Genomic DNA, 19,330 nt, shown 5'->3' with positions numbered 1-19,330 from the left:
CATGAAAGCAATTACACATACAAATTGGGCGTCGGTAATTACTGCGGCATTGTCGGGAATTGGAGGAGGAGCAATGCTGGGAGGTTCCTTGTTTGGTTTTCCGGGCGCGGTGACTGGCGGACTGATCGGGGCATTTGTTTGCGGGCTTGCTGAGGTAAATACAGAAAAACGTCTGCGCAGGGAGCAAAACATGTGATTTGATGGAAGTATCTCCCTTTTTTACCGCCTGTTGGACTGGTTTAGGTGGTATAGTGTATGTGGCAGTTTTGATCTTCCAATGTCGAAGAGAGCAAATCAATTCATTAGACTTCGGCGCGTCTTGCTTTCAATTTTTATCTCTCTTAAATGGTTCAAAGCAGATCATAGGTGTATATCAGTACTATTACTCCTATGCAAAAACCTTTGAGCTGGATCGACTTTACCTGGCATATGGAGGCCTCTGCGTGATGTGGATCGCATACATAGGTTTGAAAAAAAGATTTGCATTTGCAATGGCTGCCAAGGAATAACAGTATTATAGTTCAGTACCATATTAGTATGACATCAATGATCGATTTCCGTTTTAACTATCCCCTTACCAGTTCGCATCATGAGCTTATGAAAGGCGTGCTGGCTAGCATTCCTGAGGAAATAAACCTGCGTATGGTGCCGGTAGGAGGGGTGGGGGAGGACCGTGAACTCGGTGCACGCTGGCTGTCGCGGCCCGATCATATAATTGACGCTGAGAACATTCTTATTGCAGGAGGCGGGCACAATGCATTGACCTCTATTCTACTCGGTGCAAGATTTTCAGGAGAAGTTGTGGTGACCGATTCCATTACGTATAACGGATTTAGTGCACTCGCCAGAATGCTCAATGTGAGGCTAATTCCTTGTGCCTTCGACAGTGAAGGCATGTTACCAGATGCGTTGGAAAGGATCTGCAGTCAGGATAGTGCGAAGGCGGTTTACCTGATGCCGACTGTTCATAATCCTTTGTGCATTACCATGCCTGAGAGCAGGCGCAGGGAAATTGTGGAAGTGGCAAGGAAATATGATTTGATGCTGATCGACGATGATGCCTACGGGTTCCTTGAGGTGCAGCCTCCCCCTAGTTTTGCGGAACTGGCACCTGAAAGAAGTTTTTACATTTACAGTTTTGCCAAACCACTGGCAGCCGGGCTCAAATGCTCCTACATCGTCGCGCCGCCTAAATGGCAAAGCAATATTATAGAGGGAATACGTTTATCCGGCAGCGGCGCTCCTGCTTTGATGACAACTTTGGTTGGACAATTAATCAACACTGGCGTTGCTGATCGCATTATCCAGGAAAAACGTGTTGAAGGCACTTCGAGGCAAAAGATCGTAAGCGAAATACTAACCGGATTGCAATACATTTCTCACGAAAACAGTTTTCATCTTTGGGTCCCTCTTTCTCCCAAAACGGATGTCGCCGTGTTCGAGGGTGAGTTGAAAAATGCCGGCGTTGAGGTGGTGACTAGCTTAGCATATCAGGTTGAAAGCGATTCAAAAAACAATGGTTTTCGGATTGCGCTAGGCAATGTCGAAAGTCATTCTGAGATCCGCACCGGGTTAAAGATTATATCCGATATTCTCAGAAAGCCTTAACCAGCTAAATCAACCCCAACCCCGCCGCCAACTTAATCAGCGAAGCTGTGTTGGATACTTCGAATTTCATTAGGTGTAACCCCGTTATGATTAAATGTTTGTATATTTAATCAGGCAAATTCTTTCAAATGATGGAAACGTTAATCATACAGGCAGAGAGCGAGCAGATAGCTGCTCTGAAGGCATTCTTTAAATCTGTTGGCATAACATTCAAAACCGAGCTGGATACTACGGAGTACTTGATGAGCAACGAAGTCAACCGTAAGGAACTAGCAGATTCAATACAAGAAGCGAAAGAAGGAAAAACACAAAAAGTGCACCTGGACGATATATGGAAGTAGAGTTTACCGACAAGGCAAAAACTCAACTTCAATATTGGAAACATACAGGAAACAGCGCTATTCTAAAAAGGCTTCGAGCTTTGTTGGAATCCATTTCCGAAACCCCATTCAGTGGCATTGGCAAACCGGAGCCGCTTAAATATAACTTGTCAGGCTACTGGTCGAGGCGAATTACCGATGAACATAGGCTCGTATACAAGATACATGATAACAAGATCATCGTTGTTCAATGCCGCTTTCATTATAGCTAACCTCCTCTTAAATCAACCCCAACCCCGCCGCAAGCTTTATCAGCGAAGCTGTGTTGGATACTTCGAATTTCATTAGCAAATTCTGGCGGTGTGTATTGACGGTGGTGACACTTACAAAGAGCTGCTCGGCGATTTGGGTGTTGGTTAGTCCCTCGGCGATTAGTAGCAAAACCTCCTTTTCTCTTCTTGTTAAAAACGGTACCGTCTTGGTAGGAGCAGGGGAAGATGCCTGATCAAAATTGACATTCATGAAATAGCCGCCCGCCTGCACCTGCCGGATCGCTTCCAATATTTCTTCTTTGCCCGAACTCTTGATCAGATAGCCCGACGCGCCATTCTGGATCATCCGCGATACATAGGACCGTTCGTTGAAAGTGCTCAGCGCGAGTGTCTTCACTGCCGGGAACTGCTCTTTTATTTTCTTGCAAAGTTCTATTCCGCTGATATCCGGGAGGCTGATATCCAGAAATGCAATATCTACCTCATTCGTTTTCAAAAAGGCAATCGCATCAATTGCATTCGCGGCTGTGCCTGCCACCAGGATGCCTTCACAATCTGCCAACAGCGATTTTAAGCCTTCCAGTACCAGCGGGTGGTCGTCGACGATCAGTATCTTAACACTCATAGTTGCTGTTTAATAATCATTCAGACCTCAATTTCAACCAATATAGAAGTTCCCTCGTTCGGCGCTGACTGGATATCCAATTTCCCATTCAGGTAGTCTACCCGCGCCTGGACATTCCGCATTCCGGCGCCTTTGTTCTGATCGAGCTTGCTGATATCGAAACCTTTTCCATTATCTTCCACGGTCAGGCTCACGCGGTTATCGACTTTGGTAAGCTGTACCTGTACTTCGGTTGCTTCTGCATATTTGAGCACATTGTTGAGCAGCTCCTGTACGATCCGGTAGAGTACGATTTCAATGGAAGAATCAAGCCGCTTTTCAAACCCGAAATGCTGCATGCTTACCAGCAGCTTGCCCGACGCGCTAATCCCGTCGCAAAAGTCGCTTAATGCATCGATCAGTCCGAAATGGACCAGTGTTTCGGGCATCATACTATGGGCGACGCGGCGCATTTCACTGATCGCTCCATCTAATTGGTTCAATGCCCGGGTGAACGTCAGCGCGCTCTCTTCGGGCAGGATTACATTTCCTTTCACGGAGTTGAGTGTTAATTTAATACCTGATAATAGCCCGCCGAGCCCGTCATGTAAATCCCGAGCTACGCGTGTGCGTTCTTCTTCCTGGCCTTTCAAAATAGAGTTGGTGGCCACAAGCTGCTTTTCCTGTTGCAGCTGCAATACTTCCTGCTCGGCAATGCGTTTCCGAATGGTGATGTTCCGGTAAACCAATATAGAAATGCTCACCAGCACCACCAGCCCGGCCGCAAGTCCGTAAATCAATGTGTTGCGCGTTTGTTTTTCTTTTTCTAATGTGAGAATCTGCTTTTCCTTCTGTGCGGTCAGGTATTTCGCGTCAAGTTCCTGCAATTGTTTCTGAACGTCGAGACCCTGAATGGAATCGTTGAGGATGACGTATTTCATCAGGTACTCGTAAGCAGCTTTGTGTTTGTTTTGCCGGCTCAGGTCGGTTGCATAGTCTTCATAAAGCTCTACCAAATGATCCGTCATCTCATTTTCTTCGGCAATTTTCAAGGCTTCTTCCGTGTATTTCGCTGAAAGTGCGGGGTCTTTATAATCTTCGGCGACAAACATCAATGCACGCAAACATTCCATTTCAAGGAATACGTTTCCTGTTTTTCTCGCCAGTGCTAGTCCTTTTTCTCCATATTCCTTTGCTTTTCCAGGGTTCTTGAATCCACGGTAGGCGCGGCATAAACCGGCATAAGCTTGTACAACAAAGATCTCGGAACCGATCTTCTGCGAAATCGCAACACCCTCATTGAAATGGACAACAGCTTCTTTATATTTTTTCAGATTCAGATAGCAGGTACCCAATGTGGTCAGAATATCAGCGAGTTGCAGACTGTCTTTCATGGGCCTGGCGAGTTCCAGCGCCTTCTTTTTGTAACCCAATGATTTTTCAAAAAGATTGGCATGTTCAAATGCGGCACCAATGTTGACGTACAGTCTAGGCAGATAATCTTTCCGGCCCAGCTTCTCAAACTGGTCCGCAGACTGCTGGTAATATTTGATCGCCTCCGTAAAATTGCCCATGTACGTATGACTTGTAGCTATGTTGGCCAATGCTTTTCCCACATTCAGCGGATTTTTCATCTCCCTCGCTATTGTGAGGCTCTCCTTATTTAGTTTTAAAGCCTGATCAAACTTCCCCTGCAAGTTGAGAATGTAGGTATAATAGGTCCTGAACTTAAATTTGCCTGCTGCATACCCCAGCTTGTCACTCAGCGCCCCGGCTTTTAAGTAATACTTCGCAGCACTATCAAGGTTCTGATTTTCCACATGCTGACCATAATCAATGTAAGCGAGCACCATACTGGTATCCTGCCGCGCAGCCTGCAAACGTCGCCGAATGGTTTGAACATCGGAATCCTGGGCAGAAACATGGAAGCAGATCAGCAATAAACACAGCGCCTGGGCAATAAACTTCATATTGTCGGAGGATAGATCGACAGGATTTTACAGGAAGCAAAATTCTGAAATAAAACAGTTTAGAAATATCCTCTAAAAGCATGATTTTTCAAAAATCGTGTTTTTAGAGGATTGATTTAAGAGAACCGAAGAAGGTACCTTTGTTTTGTCAAAAAGGCGCAGGAATGCATTTGACATAATCCATTAGCCATGAAAAAAGAGCCTTGTACCGGGATGTAGTTGCCGGGTGCGGGGACAAGAATGAAGAGCCCGGCCCAGTCCGCTTTGCAGCTTTACAAGCCTGCACTGGACTGGGCCGGGCTGTTTTGCGTCAGCTCGGAGCGTTTGTACTTCTGAAGCGGTACAGTGGGGATATAACCTTTGGTCCCGTTTTCCAACGACACCCGGTAGCCTTTCGCCATTTCGCCGATTATTCTCACGACCGTATTTGCAGGCAATGCAGTGATTTGGGCGGATTTGTCAAATTGGGGAGAAAAGAAGAGGCCCGCTTTCTTTTTCAATGTAACCGTATCGCCAAACCATTTGGACGTTTCAGGCAGCCTGGGCAGCTTTTCTTTTTTGTCGTTGATAAATGGAAGCGGGTTCACAGCGCCCTGCCCGCGTAAGTAGATCCCGAAATGCAAATGCGGCGCTGTAGTAATCGCATTGCCGGTATTCCCTACCAGGCCCAGCGTATCGCCGATGGTTACGCGTTGCCCGCTCGACACCAGTTGGCTGTCCAGATGCGCGTAGTAGAGGGAGTAGGGATTTGACAAGGCCGATAAAAAGACCACTTTGCCGCCGAGGTTATTGGTTCCTGTCTGCGTTACAAAACCATCCTGTGCCGCCACCACCGGCGTACCGCGTTTTACACGGATATCAACACCCTCGTGCGACCTGATCCCGCCATCTCGATCGGCACCCCAAAAACTGATCAGATCGGACATATTGTGACCGGATACCGGAAAGCTCAGCGACGGCAGGGTAGTCAGCGAGAGTGTTACCGCGACCTTTTCATTGAGGCCGGTTTGCAGCCGCAGCAATAGCGTATCCTGTTCGTAGTTGGTATATGTCAATGATTGTCCGTCTTTGCTCAGGTAGTCGAGTCGCTGCGTTTTTTCATTGCTTTTTATTTTATACAATTCCAGAAACAAGTGTGCAGTTGTGTCCGCGTCATCGCGAAGCGGGGTAATGACGAGCTTTCTTCCTTCCGGTACTTTGAGCCTGATGGCCTGTGCAGGCACCGAGTCACCCAGATAGAAACGTTCCTGATACGGCGCAATGGAAAACACGGAATCCCTTAAAACAGCCTCTCCGACGCGGAACCAGGTTTGTCCTGCGGGTGTCTTTTCCAGTTTGGCCTTCAAAAGGTCACGTTCGTAAAATTCCTGGGGTGTCACCGGAAACCAATGCGAAACGGGCACAGGCTTACAGGAAGCAAGCAGCGCTAAAAGCAATGCGGTCAGTGACAGTTGTTGCAAATGTTTCATGACGTAGGGACTTCGTTTTAACCGGCTACTAACAAATTCATGCCCGCAAAGCATGATATAGTGTAAAAAAGGGGTATTTAGGACAAAAAATTCTATATTACGTGCAACTTTCAACCTAATAAGCCGCTAAAAACATGATACAGTTAGGCCTCTTAATTACACACAAACATCGCTTATTGAGTGTTGCTGCTATCCTGGATGTTTTTGAATCAGTTAATAGCTTTTGTGAAAGCGAGGGAGCGCCGCCTTTTTTCAATATCACGCTTTTTTCGCCCAACAAGGAAGCCGGGCAGTTTTACGGAGCGTACAATATGGAGCCGATCGACGGTTCGCCAAAACAGGACCTGGTTCTCATTCCTGCATTTGGCGCGGGTGACCTGAAATCGTCCTTGCTAACCAACCAAATGTGCATTCCCTGGCTTCGTGAGCAGCATAAGCAAGGCACGGAACTGGCGAGCTTCTGCACCGGCGCATTCCTGCTTGCGGCGGCTGGCTTGTTGAATGGCCGGCAGGCAACTACCCACATCGATTCCGCTCAGGCGCTTGCATCGAACTTCCCCGAGATAATCATGAAAAGTGACGCTGTTGTCACCGAAGACCGCGGGATATATACTAGCGGAGGCGCGACGAGCAGCTTTCATCTGATGCTTTATCTGATCCAGCGCTTTTGCGGAAAAGAGCTGACGTTGCGCACAGCCAAAATGTTCGCGATCGATATGGATCGTGAGCAGCAAACCTATTTCGGCACATTTACCCCGCCACAAAACCACGGCGACGGGCTTGTGAATATGGCGCAGCAAAAAATAGAGAAAGAATACCAGGAAGGAAGTACGATCGAAATGCTGATTCAGGATATACCTGCCAGCCGGCGTAATGTGGTGCGGAGGTTCAAGCAGGCAATTGGGGTTACACCGATCGAATATCTGCAGCGAACCAGAATCGAGGCTGCCAAAAAGCTGCTTGCGCAAACCGACCAGAGTGTGCTGGAAGTAATGCTCAATTCGGGGTATAACGATCTGAAATCATTTCGCCAGCTCTTCAAAAAAAGCACCGGGGTAACTCCCAAGGAATACCGCGACAAGTTTAACATTGCTAGGCTGGAAAGCGGCGCCCGGCTCGATCGCAGAATGAGCGGGGTAGTGTAATAAAAAAGGGGAGCCGGTCAGGCTCCCCTTTTTCGTTAGTTTAGCTTGGCAAGCTTCCTGAATGCCCTATCCTGATCCTGACTGATCTCGACGATATACATACTTGCCGGCAAATGCGTAATGTTGATCTTGTGGGTGAATTTGTTGCCCGTTTTCTGCACTTTTGCTTTGTGGTGCAAACGGCCGGAAGCTGCTTCGAATATCTTGATTTCAACTTCCGTATATTTTTCATTCGCAAGATCAATGCTGACAAAGTCGGAAGTAGGGTTCGGATAAATGCTTGCATCGGCGTGTAAAGGCTGTGCTTCAACCGCAGGCGCCGGGCTTTCTACCATCGCTTTTCTTGCACTTGACTGCTCCGCAATTACGAAAATCGGCGTTTCACCAGCAGTAACTGTTACTTTCCCATCAACGATCGGCAGCTCCTGCACGCTCATGCTGTTACTTCCGGCTTGCGGCGTGTAGATTTTCGCAATACCTGCTTCATTCAGGTTTACGGTATACTGCTCTGTACGACCAATTTCATCCGGAACTGTCAGAATGAAAAGTGATTTTCCATTGAGTTCATAGCGGTCCACAATCGGATCGGAGTTCAATGTTTCTTTGTAGCGGTAGTCTCCAAAACGCTGGTTTACCTGGTAAATGTAATCTGCGGCAGGTCGGCGCGTCTGATCCCAGTTCAGCAGGCCTGACGTTCCAAACATCCCGGATCCATTGTTATCATCATACATTTGATAAAAGAAAACCTTCTCAATGCCCGAGCGCGCTGAAACCAGTGAAGTTCTCAGAATCCAGTCAGCCTGTGTTACCTGAGCTGATTTACTGCCGATAGGTATCGCTTTAAGCGGACTTCCCTGGTTCACATCGTAGCCTGTTTCCGTAATCCAGACCGGCATATCCTGCGAAACTTCGTGCGTTGTTTTTACATACTCGTCAATGATTCGCTTCGCATTCGGGTTTTCAGGAGCAGTACCGCGGGTAGATGTTCCGCTCTGGTTCAGTGTTGCGTCATCAATGTATAAATGGAAGTTGACAATATCCCAGCAAAGGTTTACAGAACCGTCTGCGCGGTAGCCGCGGAATTCTTTGCACCAGTCGACCATACCTTTGATGTAATCAGGGCCGGTTACAAGACCTGCGATTACCACTTTCATGTTCGGGTCAGCATTTTTGATTCCCACGCCAGCACCCATTGTATTCTTGTGTCCGTCGTAAAATGCGGAAAGATTGGCGGCGTATTCCCGTGCGGTCTGGTAAGCTTTGCGGCCTTTCCACCATTTGTCGCGCTCGTTGTCGCATTCAATGTACTTCACGAGGTTCAATCCAATTTTCACTGAGTTTGGAACATCGCCATTCCATCTTGGCGTGTTATGTGTGCTGAGCAGGTTTGGATCAACGTTCGTGTTGCTTCCGTATCTTGCTGCGTATTGGAAACCAACTTTCGCCTGCTCAATGTAGGAAAGCGGGTCGGCGAAGTTCTTTCCGTAACGTACCGGCGTATTTTCATTGTCGCGCTCACCGGCAGGGTAAGTATCCAGCATCCAGCCCGGCAGTGTTTTCAGGCAAGCCAGTACTTCCATATTTTCAGCTTTGCAACGCTCATAAATCGCATCGTAATTCCAGCCTCCGGAAAGTGTCGGGTTATAAGTATAAACGCCTTCCTGCGGTTCCAGCTTCTCCCAGTCAATGTAGTGACGGAAGCCTGGAAAACCTTTTGCAAGGTTCATCAGCGGCTCATTGATTACCTGCGGGTTATTACCCACTTCAAAATTCCATTCATATCCGTTTACACCAAAAGTATCTCCCAGTCTCACTGATTTGTGCGGCACGGGAGTAGGGCCTTGTGAAGGTGCGGTGTAAGTACCATAAAACTCAATTTCAGTCGGCAGCACACCTTGTACTTTCAGAACGAGGTATTTAATGTTGCCGATAGTCGCATTCAGCTTAAACCGGTTTTCTTCCGAAACCTGCGCGTCGGGGTAGGGACCTACCCAGCTGTTGTATTCGTAGCCTTTGAACGAAGCGATTTCAATGCGTTCCCAGTTATTGTTAATGATTGACAGCGTCATCGGGTTGTTAGCCGCACTGCCTTCAAGGTCGAAGAACTTGATGCTTTCCAAAGTCATTTGCTCGCCTTCCAGCAATGGGTAATATGCTTCATATTCGTTGATGACCTTACCCCAGCCTGTATTGACCGACGCCTGTGTATTGCCGTCGAAAAGTGGTTCAAGGGAGCTGGTTGCATTGGTAAGCTGGTACCAGCGCTTTCCGTCTATTGTTACTTTATTTGTCGGTGTCGAAGGCTGTACAGGATAAATAACCTGTGTTTGAGAAACATTATCAGCTGCGGCGAAAGAAGCGCTGGCGGCCTGAGAAGCTGTGATGATCGCACTGCCCTCACCCTGGATCGTCGCCACCCAGGCTGAACCTGTGTTCGAAACTGTGATTACCGCATTGTTTGAAGAAGTAAAAGTAACAGGTACCTCGCTGTTGTTACTTGTAGCATGTAATGTAAAAGGTGCATTTGCAACTGTTTTGGCAGGAAGCGCAGCGAAGGTAATCACCCCTTTCGGATCCGGGATTGTTGCTTCTTCTACTTCAAACCAGTTGAAGTTAAACCCGCCCCTGTTGACTTGCAGCCTCAGCACCTGCTGACCTGCCGATAAGGTTACTGTATCGGCAACAACGGCGTAAGTCTGCCAGCCGCCTGTCCAGGGTATATCCACACTGCCGAGGGTATTGCCCGAAGCATTTTTGATTTCGAGCTGGCTGTTACCAGTCGCTCCCGCTACCCGGAACCTGAAAGCATGCGGGCCGGCATTTTGCACGTTCACGTGGTAATCCATCCAATCGCCAGGATCTGTGCCGCTTACGTTCAGGCCGCCGCCATTTACGTCTCCGGTATTTTCAGTTTGTAACCCATTGATCCCGTCAAAATCCTCTGCCTCTATTTTTCCGGGAATGTTTTTGGTCAAAAGCGGGGTCTCTCCTGCTACTTCAAACCAGTTGAAATTGAATGCGCCTCTTGTCGCCTGAATGCGCAGCAGGTGACTACCCGCGGTTAACGTAGCAGTAGTGCTCACGGTAACATAGTTTTGCCACCCGCCTGTGCGCGGTATGCTCACCTGACCAAGAGAAGTACCATCGCTGTCTTTGATTTCGATCAACCCGTCTCCCCACGCGTTGGATACCCGGAAGAAAAACTTGTAAGTGCCGCTGCTGGCAACATTTACATTGTAATCCAACCAATCATTATCGTCGATATTGGCTACGTTTAATCCACCGCCAGTATCTGGTGTGTTCTCTGTGATCACGTTACTGGCTGCATCAAAAAGCTCGCTCTCTACTTTACCAGGAATATTGATCGTACCTGTGGAAGCTTCAAACCAGTTGATCGCAAATACTCCGTGTTCGGCAAACAAACGGATTGTCTGGTTACCCGAAGGCAGGGAAGCAAACATGGTAACAGTTGCCCAACCCTGCATTCCGCCTGTTCTTGGAAGTGTTTTTTGTGCCAGTACAGCGCCGCTGCCTGATTTGATCTGCAAAGAAGCATTGTCGCTGAAACCGTTAGCGATCCGAATTCTGAAAGTGTAGAATCCCGCAGTAGCGACGTTGACGTTATACTCGACCCAGTTGTTGTCGTTCATCCAGCCCACATCTGTGCCTCCGCCGGCATCTTCTGTCGGTTCTGTTCCTACCCCGAAAACTGCGTCGTAGCTTTCAGCTTCTATTTTACCTGTCAATGGACGGAACGTTTGTGAAAACGCATTGAAGCCGACAATCAATAAGAAGGAGAGTAAAATGTTTTTCATATAGGAGAGTTAAAAATTCGGTCTAATATAGTAGTTGTTCGTATTGTTTCATTCAAGTGTCAAATTTTTTCAGTGAAAAATTTGTGGCTACATCGCTACAAACCTTGTCGGTATAGCTATACGTGATGAAATAGCCCAATGTGCAGCTGGATGGAATCTTCGGGTGAATAGAAGTTGTACTACAAGGTGGGTGGGGAGAGGGGAGCTGCGTGGTTTAGACAAAAAAAACTAACCTTTGAAATGAAGGTTAGTTGAATGCTGGAATTCCCGGCTGTCCGCCGGGCTCCCGGATTGGTTCTACTTCGGGGATCACAGGTTCTACGGGTGGGATCCCTGGTTCCGGTTCAAAAGGCGGCGTTTCGGGTTCTCTTTCGTAAGGCGGTGTTTCCTCAGGAATGTCGGGCGAAGGAACCTCCGGTCTTGGATCAAACGGCGGCGTTTCGCTCGGACCCGTCGGATCGCCACCACCATCAGCGGTCGGCTCCCAGTAGGTATTTGCAAGATAAATGTCCATGTCTTAGTTGTTGTTGAAGTTGTAAAGTGACGGTCATGTAAGTACAATAACTGTGCCTGAGATTATGATCCGCTCGCTTATTGTATTGCCAAAAACTTATTTGAAGCTTTGAAGAGCTACTTAACTATATACACGATGATTGATTCAATACACAATCAGAAGCAATGCAAAATAATTATGGAAAGGATTGAAGGCTACCTTCAAAAAGCAACCTCAGGAGGCGGCTTTCAGGTGTTGAATGAAAATGAGTTGGCTGAACTTCACCAGCTATCAGTACTTGCTGAACAATACGAAGATACCGTTCTGAATATAATGCCTATCGCAGTAAAGAAGGCTTAATTGTTTCCGGCGTCAAAAAAAATTGCCGTATCAGGAATTATTTTCTGAGCACGGTTGTAATGTAGCCACTGTACAGTAAATCAATATATTCAAATCTATCAATATATCTAGGCATGGAGGTTCGAAAAGTGGAGCGGATATCGAAAGCGTTGAGTGACCCAAGCCGCATCCTGATATTAAAGCAATTGCGTCAGAAGGAAGATTGTTTGTACTGTCACGAAATAGCTGATTTCATAGACCTGACTCAGCCTTCCATTTCTCACCATGTGAAGCAGCTCGCAGACGCAGACCTGATTCTGGTAGAAAAAGAAGGAAGAAACGTGAAATACAAACTCAATCAATCCATACTCAATGAGTACGTCGATTTTTTAAATACGCTTAAAGTCTAAAAATTTTTTTACCCAAATACATCGAAACATTTCAATATATCAATAAGTAACCGGTGTTAACTTAAATACAAGCTCCGGTTACTTGACTACTCTCCCGATTTGCCAATTACTCGTTTTTCATTCATCGAAATATTCAAATATATAAATCAATCAATACATGGAAAGGACAATTCTCTCAGCCAAAATCGTCTCCGGCCTGATTATCACCGGAGTGATCTTGCTCTCGGTATTTCTCAAAGGGTATACCTCCGAAGATGGGGTTCCCAAGAAAGCAGCAACTGCTGCTGCAAAGCCTGCGGCTGGCGCGGGTTCAGGTGTGCCGGTTGATGGCCAGGTGCTTCGTTCAGAATCACTGAATGATGAAATGACGGTTTCAGGTACGCTGCTGGCTTACCAGGAAGTAAATATCACCAGCGAGCTCAACCGCAAAGTGGTGGCGGTACATGCAAAAGAAGGAAAATTCGTGAATGCAGGTACATTACTCTTCAAGCTCGATGACGCCGATCTGCTTGCCGAAATGGAACAATTAAGACAACAGGAAAAATTGGTTTTACTCAATGAAAGAAGACTTAAAGACCTGATCGACAACGAAGCAGCCAAGCAACAGGATTATGACGAAGCATTTACAAATCTGAAAGTTCTGCAATCCAAGATCGAACAGCTGAAAGTTACCATTGCCAAAACGAGCATTCGTGCGCCGTTCAGCGGGAACCTAGGCATCGTGAATGTACATACCGGCGCTTACGTCACTCCGGGCAGTCCGCTGGCGCTGCTGACAGACAACAGCAAGCTCAAAATCGATTTTGCAATTCCTGAAAAACATGCGAACACGCTGAAAACGGGCGACGAAGTGCAATATCACGTAGAATCGAACAACCGCGCGTACAAAGCGAACATCATCGCACATGAAGCCGGCCTCGACCAGAAAACACGCACACTGCTGATGCGGGCAGTCACCAACAATAGCGGCCGCGACCTGCTGCCGGGTCAAAGTGCCAGGCTTACCTTACGTTTAAGCAACACCGGTAATGCATTAATGGTACCAAACCAGGCGCTGATCCCTTCTTCGAAAGGATATAGCGTGTATGTGGTCAATCAAAATAAAGCAACCTTCAAACCAATCGAAGTGGGCCAGCGCAATGCGTATTCGGTACACGTGACCAAGGGACTCGCTCCCGGCGACACGGTGATTACCAGCAATATGCTCCGTTTAATGCCTGGTTCAGAAGTTCAGCTGGTTTCAGTTCACTAATAAATTATTCATCATGAGTGCGATTTCTCAAGTAAGTATTTCCCGGCCGGTTCTGGCCGGGGTAATGTCCGTACTGCTTATACTTTTCGGGATTGTGGGTTATACCTTCCTCGGAACCCGGGAATATCCCGTCACCGATTCCCCGATTGTCATGGTAACTACGGTTTATCCGGGCGCGAGCGCAGACATTATTGCCTCGCAGGTTACCAAACCGCTGGAAGAAGCGATTGCGGAAGCAAATGGGATCCGGGCGGTTTCGTCTACTTCCCGCGAACAGGTGAGTATCATTACCGTAGAGTTTGAGCTCAATGCAGACCTCGAAGCAGCCGCCAATGATGTGCGTGATAAAGTATCCAAGTCACGCCAGCAGCTGCCTACCGACATTGAGCCTACCATCGTGGAAAAAGCTGGTCCGGCCGACTTCCTGGTGTTCCTTACCGTGCAGAGCAAGACCAAAACACTGGAAGATGTAACGGATTTCGTCAATATCAATATCAAAGAAAGGCTCCAATCCATTCCGGGAGTAAGGCTGGTTGACTCTTACGCAGGCCGGAAACGCGCGATGCGTTTGCGAATGGATCCTGTGAAACTGGCTGCATACGGACTGACTCCGGTGGACATTCAAACTGCATTGCAACGTGAAAACGTCGACTTGCCAAGTGGCCGCATTGAAGGCCAGAACACAGAGGTAACACTCAAAACGCAGGGCCGGCTTGTGACTGAGGACGATTTTAACAATATGATTATCCGCGAAAGCGACGGTGCGATTGTGCGGTTTAAGGATGTAGGGCAGGCAGTGATGTCTTCTCAGAATGAGCGTACTGCAATGATTATTTACAATGGAAAAACGGCTGATTACGGAGTAGGTACCGGCGTAAGTCCGCAGCGTGGCGCCAACTCGCTCGCGATTGTGGATGAATTCAAAAAACGGTTTGAGGAGATCAAGAAAACCGCGCCGAAAGAGTACGAGATCGCATTGGGTAAAGACTTCACGGTACCCGTAAGAAACTCACTTTCAGAAGTTGAGGAAACGTTATTGCTTGCATTCGCATTGGTTTCGCTGATCATTTTCATCTTCCTCCGCGACTGGCGTAGTACCATTATCCCGCTGCTCGCAATTCCCGTTTCGATCATTTCGGCCTTCTTCATTATGTATGTGGCCGGGTTTTCGATTAACGTTTTGACGCTGCTGGGGCTGGTACTTGCAATCGGGCTCGTGGTTGACGATGCGATTATTGTTTTGGAAAACATTTATAGCAAGGTTGAGAAAGGTATTTCGCCCATTGAAGCCGCCCGTCTTGGATCTAATGAAATCTATTTTGCAGTAATCTCTACCACCATTACGCTGGTTTCCGTGTTTCTTCCGATCCTCTTTTTGGGCGGATTGACCGGTCGGCTCTTCAAAGAATTTGCAATTGTTGTTGCAGGTTCAGTTACCATTTCCGCATTCGTGGCGCTGACTTTAACGCCGATGATGAGCGCGTATTTACTGAAATCCAGTTCGGGTCAAAGTTGGTTTTACCGAAAAACAGAACGCTGGTTTGTGGCGCTGAATAATGCTTATGGAAGATCGCTTTCCGCATTCATGAAAGTGCGCTGGCTGGGCGTGGTACTGCTGCTGGTATCATTTGGAGTAGCATTCTGGCTCGCGCCGAAGTTACCTTCTGAATTGGCGCCGCTGGAAGACAGGTCGATGATCGGGCTCGCTGTGATCGCGCCGGAGGGAACTTCGTATGAGAGTATGGAACAAAGCATGAAGCAGATCGGTAATTACATCAGCGATTCCATTCCTGATTTGAATGCACAACGCACTTACACAGCGGTAGCCGCAGCAGGAGGTACTTTGGCGCAGCCTGTGAATGGCGGTTTTCAATGGATTTTCCTCAATGAACCAAAAGACCGGAAAAGTGGCTTAACCCAGGCGCAGATTTTCCAGAAGCTGGTTGTCGCTTCGCAGCAGTTCAGAAATGTGTTGATCATACCCGTGCAAACGCCGACGATCGGCGGTTATGGAAATACGCAGCCGGTGCAGTATGTAGTGCAAGCGCCGAGCTTGAAAGCACTGATCGATGTAATGCCGAAGTTGATGACCGAAGTAGGGAGCAACAAAAAACTGACTTTTGCCGACGCCGATTTCAAGATCAACCGGCCGGAGATCAGTATCAGCATTGACAGGCAGCGCGCGGCCCAGTTAGGTATCTCCACGCAGGATATTGGTCAAACTTTGCAGCTTGCATTGAGCAGTCGGAGATATGGTTATTTCATTTACAATGACCGTCAATACGAAGTGATCGGCCAGCTCGACCGCGAAGACCGCTCTGCGCCTTACGATCTGAAATCGTTATACCTCAAATCCGGCAGCGGCGAAATGGTGTCGCTCGACAATTTGACGAGACAAAATGAAGGGATCAGTCCACCGGCGATTTACCGGTATAACCAATCTTACAGCGCCACCATCTCGGCTACGCCTGCTAATGGAGTAAGTTTAGGAGAAGCGATCAAGGAGCTTGATAAAATCTCCGCCAAAGAACTACCGAAAGGTTTTACAACCGCACTGGCCGGACAAAGCCGCGATTATTCCGAAAGTAGTTCAAGTCTGATATTCGCATTCATTTTCGCGATTATCCTCATTTACCTCGTGCTCGCGGCGCAGTTCGAAAGTTTGGTCGATCCATTTATCATTCTGCTGACAGTTCCGATGGCGCTGACAGGTGCGTTGCTGAGCTTGTGGTTCACTGCGCAGACCGTCAACATTTTCAGCCAGATCGGGATCATTATGCTCATTGGTTTGATCACCAAAAACGGTATCCTGATCGTGGAATTTGCCAATCAAAGCAAGGAAGAAGGGGCTTCTACATTTGAGGCGGCCAAAATTGCGGCAGTCTCCCGTTTCCGTCCGATTCTGATGACGACGCTGGCGATGATCTTCGGTACGCTGCCGATCGCGCTTTCGCTCGGTACCGCTTCGGGTAGCCGGCAGTCGCTTGGTATTGTAGTAGTCGGCGGCTTGATCTTCGCCGGTGTGCTCACATTGTACGTCATTCCTTCTATTTATTCTTACCTGTCCCGGCCGCATAAAAAGCGCCATGAAGAAGGACAGCAAACGCTGGCGAGAGAATCAGCTTTACAACCGCATTGATCCGCAGCATACCCCAACAACATCATGAAAAGTGAACTTTTAAATCAATGGACACGCGCATTACTGACCTTCACATTGGTCGGTGTGCCGTTCTTCCTGGCAGCTCAAAAGCAGACCATCTCTTTGGAAGAGGCAATTGAGCAAGCCAAAGCACATAACCGTGAGCTGCGGATAGATTCGCTCGGTATTAACAGATCGAGACAGCAGACAGCGATCACGAGAGGATTATTGTTGCCGAATATCAGTCTGAGCGGACAGTACCAGCATTACTTTCAGCGACCCGTATTTTTTGGTCTGAATGGGAATGCTGCATCTTCCGAACGCATTGATTACGCCCGTTTTGGCGGAGAAGATGTGGCTGGCGCGCAGGTTTCGCTGGTGCAGCCGATCTATAATGCAGGAACGCGGCACGAGATCGCGCGCCGGAAGCTTTTTGAAAAACAAAGTCAGCTCAGCTACCGGGACAGGGAAGTGAATGTTATTGCGAGTGTAAAGCAGAGCTACGTTCGGCAGCTGGTTTTAAACGAGCGCCTCAAATTGCAGCAGGAAAGCATTCTACGGAACAAGAAAGCATTGGCCGACTCCCGTTATCTGCTGGCGCAGGGAAAAGCTTTGCGCGTGGATACCTTGCGGGCTTATACTTTGGTCAAAAACCTCGAACCGGACGTGCTGAGACTTACTTATGCTCTACAAGTGAGCCAGCAGGAACTCCGGTATTTGCTGGGCGACACGCAGCAAACCGAGTACGTACTTTCGGATTCGCTGAGGCTCAGCCCGGCAGATTCCATTCCATCTGAAACCGGCGCATACCGCCTCTCCGTGCAGCAGCGCCCCGATTTGCAATTACTCAACCTTAATAAAGAGATTGCAGATAAAGAAGTTATGTTGTCGAAATCGGCCCGTTTGCCGGTGGTGAGCTTTATCAGTCAGTACCAGTTACAGACACAAACAAACCAGTTCCGCTTCGGCAATGCAGGGTACCCGCCCGTTTTCTTTGCCGGGATACAGTTTGCGATACCGATTTTCAATGGTAACCAAAATGTAAACCGCGTCGCATTGGGCAAGATCGAAAGGCAGCAGGCTGATATCGTATATACCAATGCGCAGGAACAATTAAAGACGCAGATCAAGCAAGTCCTGGCGAGTTTGTTTGAAACCTCGGAACGCATCAAAACACAGCAGAATGTATCCCAAACTGCGGAATTAAGCTATTCCATTACCAAGTACCGCTACGAAAAAGGCGTCGCAACAAGGCTGGAATTAATGGACGCTGAATTTGCATTAACTACTGCGAAAGCCAATTACCTGGAATCTGTTTTCGATTATTTGTCAGCCAAGATCGAGCTTGACAGGATTTCCGGCGATTCGAAATCTGATTTGTAAGAATTTACTGGGATAAGGTTGTATTGGTATACCGCGGGATAATTTTCCTGCGGTATATCTGTTTTGGGGTATTTGTAAAATTTAATTCTTGCAAAGAAATTTTATATTTGAATTATACTCCCATCTACAATCGTCAATTATGGAACAGCATTACGATCAGCAAAGGCAGGTCACTTTTCACGGAAAAGGCAGCGGCTTGTTTGGAATTTACATCATCAACATCCTGCTCACCATCTTTACATTGGGCCTCTATTATCCCTGGGCCAAAGCCGCCATTCTCAAATACCTGTACGCCGAAACGGAATTTGAACAAAGCCGCTTCACGTTCCATGGTACCGGCCGTGAAATGTTCCTTGGTTTTATCAAAGCGATCGGGATTTTCATTGTGCTTTACGGGGTGTTGCTCACCGCGGCTTGGTACAAAGACAAGACTTTGCTGGCCATTGCTATCATTTTTTTCTACGGCGGATTTCTGCTGCTTATTCCGGTGGCGATTCACGGTTCAATGCGGTACCGGATGTCACGCTCTTCGTGGCGGGGCATTCATTTTGGCTACCGTGGAGAGTTGAAAGAGTTTGTACAAATGTTCGTAATCGGCAGCATTCTTACACTTTGTACCTTCGGGATTTATGCTTTCTGGTTTATTATCGATATCCGTAAATACATTTTCAAGCATCTCAGGTTCGGCAATTTAGAGTTTGATTATGTGGGCAAAGGCGACACGTTTGCGTGGCTGAATGTGAAGGGTTACCTCCTGTCATTGTTTACGCTCGGAATCTATTCTTTCTGGTATGTTAAAAATCTTTTCAATTATTACATCAACAATATCAGGATGTACCAGGGAGATCAGAAACTGGTATTTCGTTCCACTGCAACTGCGGGCGGCTACTTCGTGCTGATCGCTGGAAACTTGCTGATTATCGTGCTCACACTTGGGCTTGGAACACCATGGGCGATCGTGCGGGCACTCAATTTTGTATTTACCAACATCGTAATTGAAGGCCCGCTTGATGTGGACGCGATTCGGCAGACGGAGGAAAATTATACGGATGCGACTGGCGAAGATCTGGCAGATATGATAGATATTGGCCTGGTGTAGGGTCAAATAGTA

General features: G+C 47.6%; 17 protein-coding genes. 12 read left to right on the top strand and 5 right to left on the bottom strand.

Features of this window, described 5'->3' with window-relative positions:
* Position 1: 1 nt before the first annotated feature.
* The 5 genes from Q369_RS0114965 (at position 2) to Q369_RS28760 (ending at position 2,200) form a co-directional block, all read left to right on the top strand.
* The gene (locus Q369_RS0114965) at positions 2–196 is read left to right on the top strand and encodes a hypothetical protein (protein WP_031528610.1); all 195 of its coding nucleotides are present in this window, start codon (positions 2–4) and stop codon (positions 194–196) included.
* Between the two features lie 4 nt (positions 197–200).
* Positions 201–509, top strand: a complete 309-nt coding sequence (locus Q369_RS0114960; RefSeq protein WP_031528609.1) for a hypothetical protein — start codon at positions 201–203, stop codon at positions 507–509.
* A 28-nt stretch (positions 510–537) separates the two neighbouring features.
* On the top strand, positions 538–1,608 hold the full coding sequence (locus Q369_RS0114955) for an aminotransferase-like domain-containing protein (protein ID WP_084165755.1): 1,071 nt from the start codon (positions 538–540) through the stop codon (positions 1,606–1,608).
* A gap of 128 nt (positions 1,609–1,736) precedes the next feature.
* Positions 1,737–1,949: a DUF2683 family protein gene (locus Q369_RS0114950; protein ID WP_031528607.1), complete on the top strand. Its 213-nt coding sequence runs from the start codon at positions 1,737–1,739 to the stop codon at positions 1,947–1,949.
* A complete protein-coding gene (locus Q369_RS28760) occupies positions 1,940–2,200 on the top strand; it encodes a Txe/YoeB family addiction module toxin (RefSeq protein ID WP_084165754.1) in 261 nt (86 codons plus the stop codon). Before Q369_RS0114950 ends, Q369_RS28760 begins: the two co-directional genes overlap by 10 nt.
* 7 nt (positions 2,201–2,207) lie before the next feature.
* On the opposite strand, the gene Q369_RS0114945 is transcribed toward Q369_RS28760, so the two are convergent.
* From Q369_RS0114945 to Q369_RS0114935, 3 genes are all read right to left on the bottom strand, one after another.
* A complete protein-coding gene (locus Q369_RS0114945) occupies positions 2,208–2,825 on the bottom strand; it encodes a response regulator (protein WP_031528606.1) in 618 nt (205 codons plus the stop codon).
* A 20-nt stretch (positions 2,826–2,845) separates the two neighbouring features.
* Positions 2,846–4,774: a tetratricopeptide repeat-containing sensor histidine kinase gene (locus tag Q369_RS0114940; protein ID WP_031528605.1), complete on the bottom strand. Its 1,929-nt coding sequence runs from the start codon at positions 4,772–4,774 to the stop codon at positions 2,846–2,848.
* 272 nt (positions 4,775–5,046) lie between these two features.
* Positions 5,047–6,243, bottom strand: coding sequence for a peptidoglycan DD-metalloendopeptidase family protein (locus Q369_RS0114935; protein WP_031528604.1), 1,197 nt, complete (start codon positions 6,241–6,243; stop codon positions 5,047–5,049).
* A 176-nt stretch (positions 6,244–6,419) separates the two neighbouring features.
* Between Q369_RS0114935 and Q369_RS0114930 the strand changes: the two genes are divergently transcribed.
* Positions 6,420–7,388 (top strand): GlxA family transcriptional regulator, encoded by a 969-nt coding sequence (locus tag Q369_RS0114930; RefSeq protein WP_229206847.1) that lies wholly within the window; start codon positions 6,420–6,422, stop codon positions 7,386–7,388.
* Positions 7,389–7,423: 35 nt separating this feature from the next.
* On the opposite strand, the gene Q369_RS0114925 is transcribed toward Q369_RS0114930, so the two are convergent.
* Both Q369_RS0114925 and Q369_RS0114920 read right to left on the bottom strand, forming a co-directional pair.
* Positions 7,424–11,203, bottom strand: a complete 3,780-nt coding sequence (locus tag Q369_RS0114925; RefSeq protein ID WP_031528602.1) for a carbohydrate-binding protein — start codon at positions 11,201–11,203, stop codon at positions 7,424–7,426.
* A 247-nt stretch (positions 11,204–11,450) separates the two neighbouring features.
* Positions 11,451–11,717, bottom strand: coding sequence for a hypothetical protein (locus tag Q369_RS0114920; RefSeq protein ID WP_031528601.1), 267 nt, complete (start codon positions 11,715–11,717; stop codon positions 11,451–11,453).
* 177 nt (positions 11,718–11,894) lie between these two features.
* On the opposite strand from Q369_RS0114920, the gene Q369_RS0114915 reads away from it, so the two are divergent.
* From Q369_RS0114915 to Q369_RS0114890, 6 genes are all read left to right on the top strand, one after another.
* Positions 11,895–12,056: a hypothetical protein gene (locus Q369_RS0114915; RefSeq protein ID WP_157488201.1), complete on the top strand. Its 162-nt coding sequence runs from the start codon at positions 11,895–11,897 to the stop codon at positions 12,054–12,056.
* Positions 12,057–12,169: 113 nt separating this feature from the next.
* Entirely contained in the window at positions 12,170–12,445 is a 276-nt protein-coding gene (locus tag Q369_RS0114910) for an ArsR/SmtB family transcription factor (RefSeq protein WP_031528599.1), read from the top strand.
* A gap of 157 nt (positions 12,446–12,602) precedes the next feature.
* Positions 12,603–13,697, top strand: a complete 1,095-nt coding sequence (locus Q369_RS0114905; RefSeq protein ID WP_051664078.1) for an efflux RND transporter periplasmic adaptor subunit — start codon at positions 12,603–12,605, stop codon at positions 13,695–13,697.
* 13 nt (positions 13,698–13,710) lie between these two features.
* Positions 13,711–16,836 carry an efflux RND transporter permease subunit gene (locus Q369_RS0114900; protein WP_031528597.1) on the top strand — a complete coding sequence of 1,042 codons (3,126 nt, stop codon included), beginning with the start codon at positions 13,711–13,713 and terminating at the stop codon, positions 16,834–16,836.
* 24 nt (positions 16,837–16,860) lie between these two features.
* The gene (locus tag Q369_RS0114895; protein ID WP_031528596.1) at positions 16,861–18,219 is read left to right on the top strand and encodes a TolC family protein; all 1,359 of its coding nucleotides are present in this window, start codon (positions 16,861–16,863) and stop codon (positions 18,217–18,219) included.
* Positions 18,220–18,358: 139 nt separating this feature from the next.
* Complete coding sequence (locus Q369_RS0114890; protein WP_031528595.1) at positions 18,359–19,318, top strand: YjgN family protein; 960 nt, start codon at positions 18,359–18,361, stop codon at positions 19,316–19,318.
* The last annotated feature ends 12 nt before the right edge of the window (positions 19,319–19,330 follow it).

The sequence above is a fragment of the Dyadobacter crusticola DSM 16708 genome, assembly GCF_000701505.1.
Classification (GTDB): domain Bacteria; phylum Bacteroidota; class Bacteroidia; order Cytophagales; family Spirosomataceae; genus Dyadobacter; species Dyadobacter crusticola.
Note: the sequence above shows the minus strand (reverse complement) of the source record. Positions and strands in the feature narration are given on the sequence as shown.

What these genes read in the sequence shown, in the direction of transcription:
- Q369_RS0114960 (WP_031528609.1), top strand. Translation starts at nt 201, where the DNA reads ATGGAAGTATCTCCCTTTTTTACCGCCTGTTGGACTGGTTTAGGTGGT.
- Q369_RS0114890 (WP_031528595.1), top strand. Translation starts at nt 18,359, where the DNA reads ATGGAACAGCATTACGATCAGCAAAGGCAGGTCACTTTTCACGGAAAA.
- Q369_RS0114920 (WP_031528601.1), bottom strand. Translation starts at nt 11,717, where the DNA reads ATGGACATTTATCTTGCAAATACCTACTGGGAGCCGACCGCTGATGGT.
- Q369_RS0114925 (WP_031528602.1), bottom strand. Translation starts at nt 11,203, where the DNA reads ATGAAAAACATTTTACTCTCCTTCTTATTGATTGTCGGCTTCAATGCG.
- Q369_RS0114900 (WP_031528597.1), top strand. Translation starts at nt 13,711, where the DNA reads ATGAGTGCGATTTCTCAAGTAAGTATTTCCCGGCCGGTTCTGGCCGGG.
- Q369_RS0114965 (WP_031528610.1), top strand. Translation starts at nt 2, where the DNA reads ATGAAAGCAATTACACATACAAATTGGGCGTCGGTAATTACTGCGGCA.
- Q369_RS0114935 (WP_031528604.1), bottom strand. Translation starts at nt 6,243, where the DNA reads ATGAAACATTTGCAACAACTGTCACTGACCGCATTGCTTTTAGCGCTG.
- Q369_RS0114945 (WP_031528606.1), bottom strand. Translation starts at nt 2,825, where the DNA reads ATGAGTGTTAAGATACTGATCGTCGACGACCACCCGCTGGTACTGGAA.
- Q369_RS0114950 (WP_031528607.1), top strand. Translation starts at nt 1,737, where the DNA reads ATGATGGAAACGTTAATCATACAGGCAGAGAGCGAGCAGATAGCTGCT.
- Q369_RS0114895 (WP_031528596.1), top strand. Translation starts at nt 16,861, where the DNA reads ATGAAAAGTGAACTTTTAAATCAATGGACACGCGCATTACTGACCTTC.
- Q369_RS0114905 (WP_051664078.1), top strand. Translation starts at nt 12,603, where the DNA reads ATGGAAAGGACAATTCTCTCAGCCAAAATCGTCTCCGGCCTGATTATC.
- Q369_RS28760 (WP_084165754.1), top strand. Translation starts at nt 1,940, where the DNA reads ATGGAAGTAGAGTTTACCGACAAGGCAAAAACTCAACTTCAATATTGG.
- Q369_RS0114915 (WP_157488201.1), top strand. Translation starts at nt 11,895, where the DNA reads ATGGAAAGGATTGAAGGCTACCTTCAAAAAGCAACCTCAGGAGGCGGC.
- Q369_RS0114940 (WP_031528605.1), bottom strand. Translation starts at nt 4,774, where the DNA reads ATGAAGTTTATTGCCCAGGCGCTGTGTTTATTGCTGATCTGCTTCCAT.
- Q369_RS0114955 (WP_084165755.1), top strand. Translation starts at nt 538, where the DNA reads ATGACATCAATGATCGATTTCCGTTTTAACTATCCCCTTACCAGTTCG.
- Q369_RS0114910 (WP_031528599.1), top strand. Translation starts at nt 12,170, where the DNA reads ATGGAGGTTCGAAAAGTGGAGCGGATATCGAAAGCGTTGAGTGACCCA.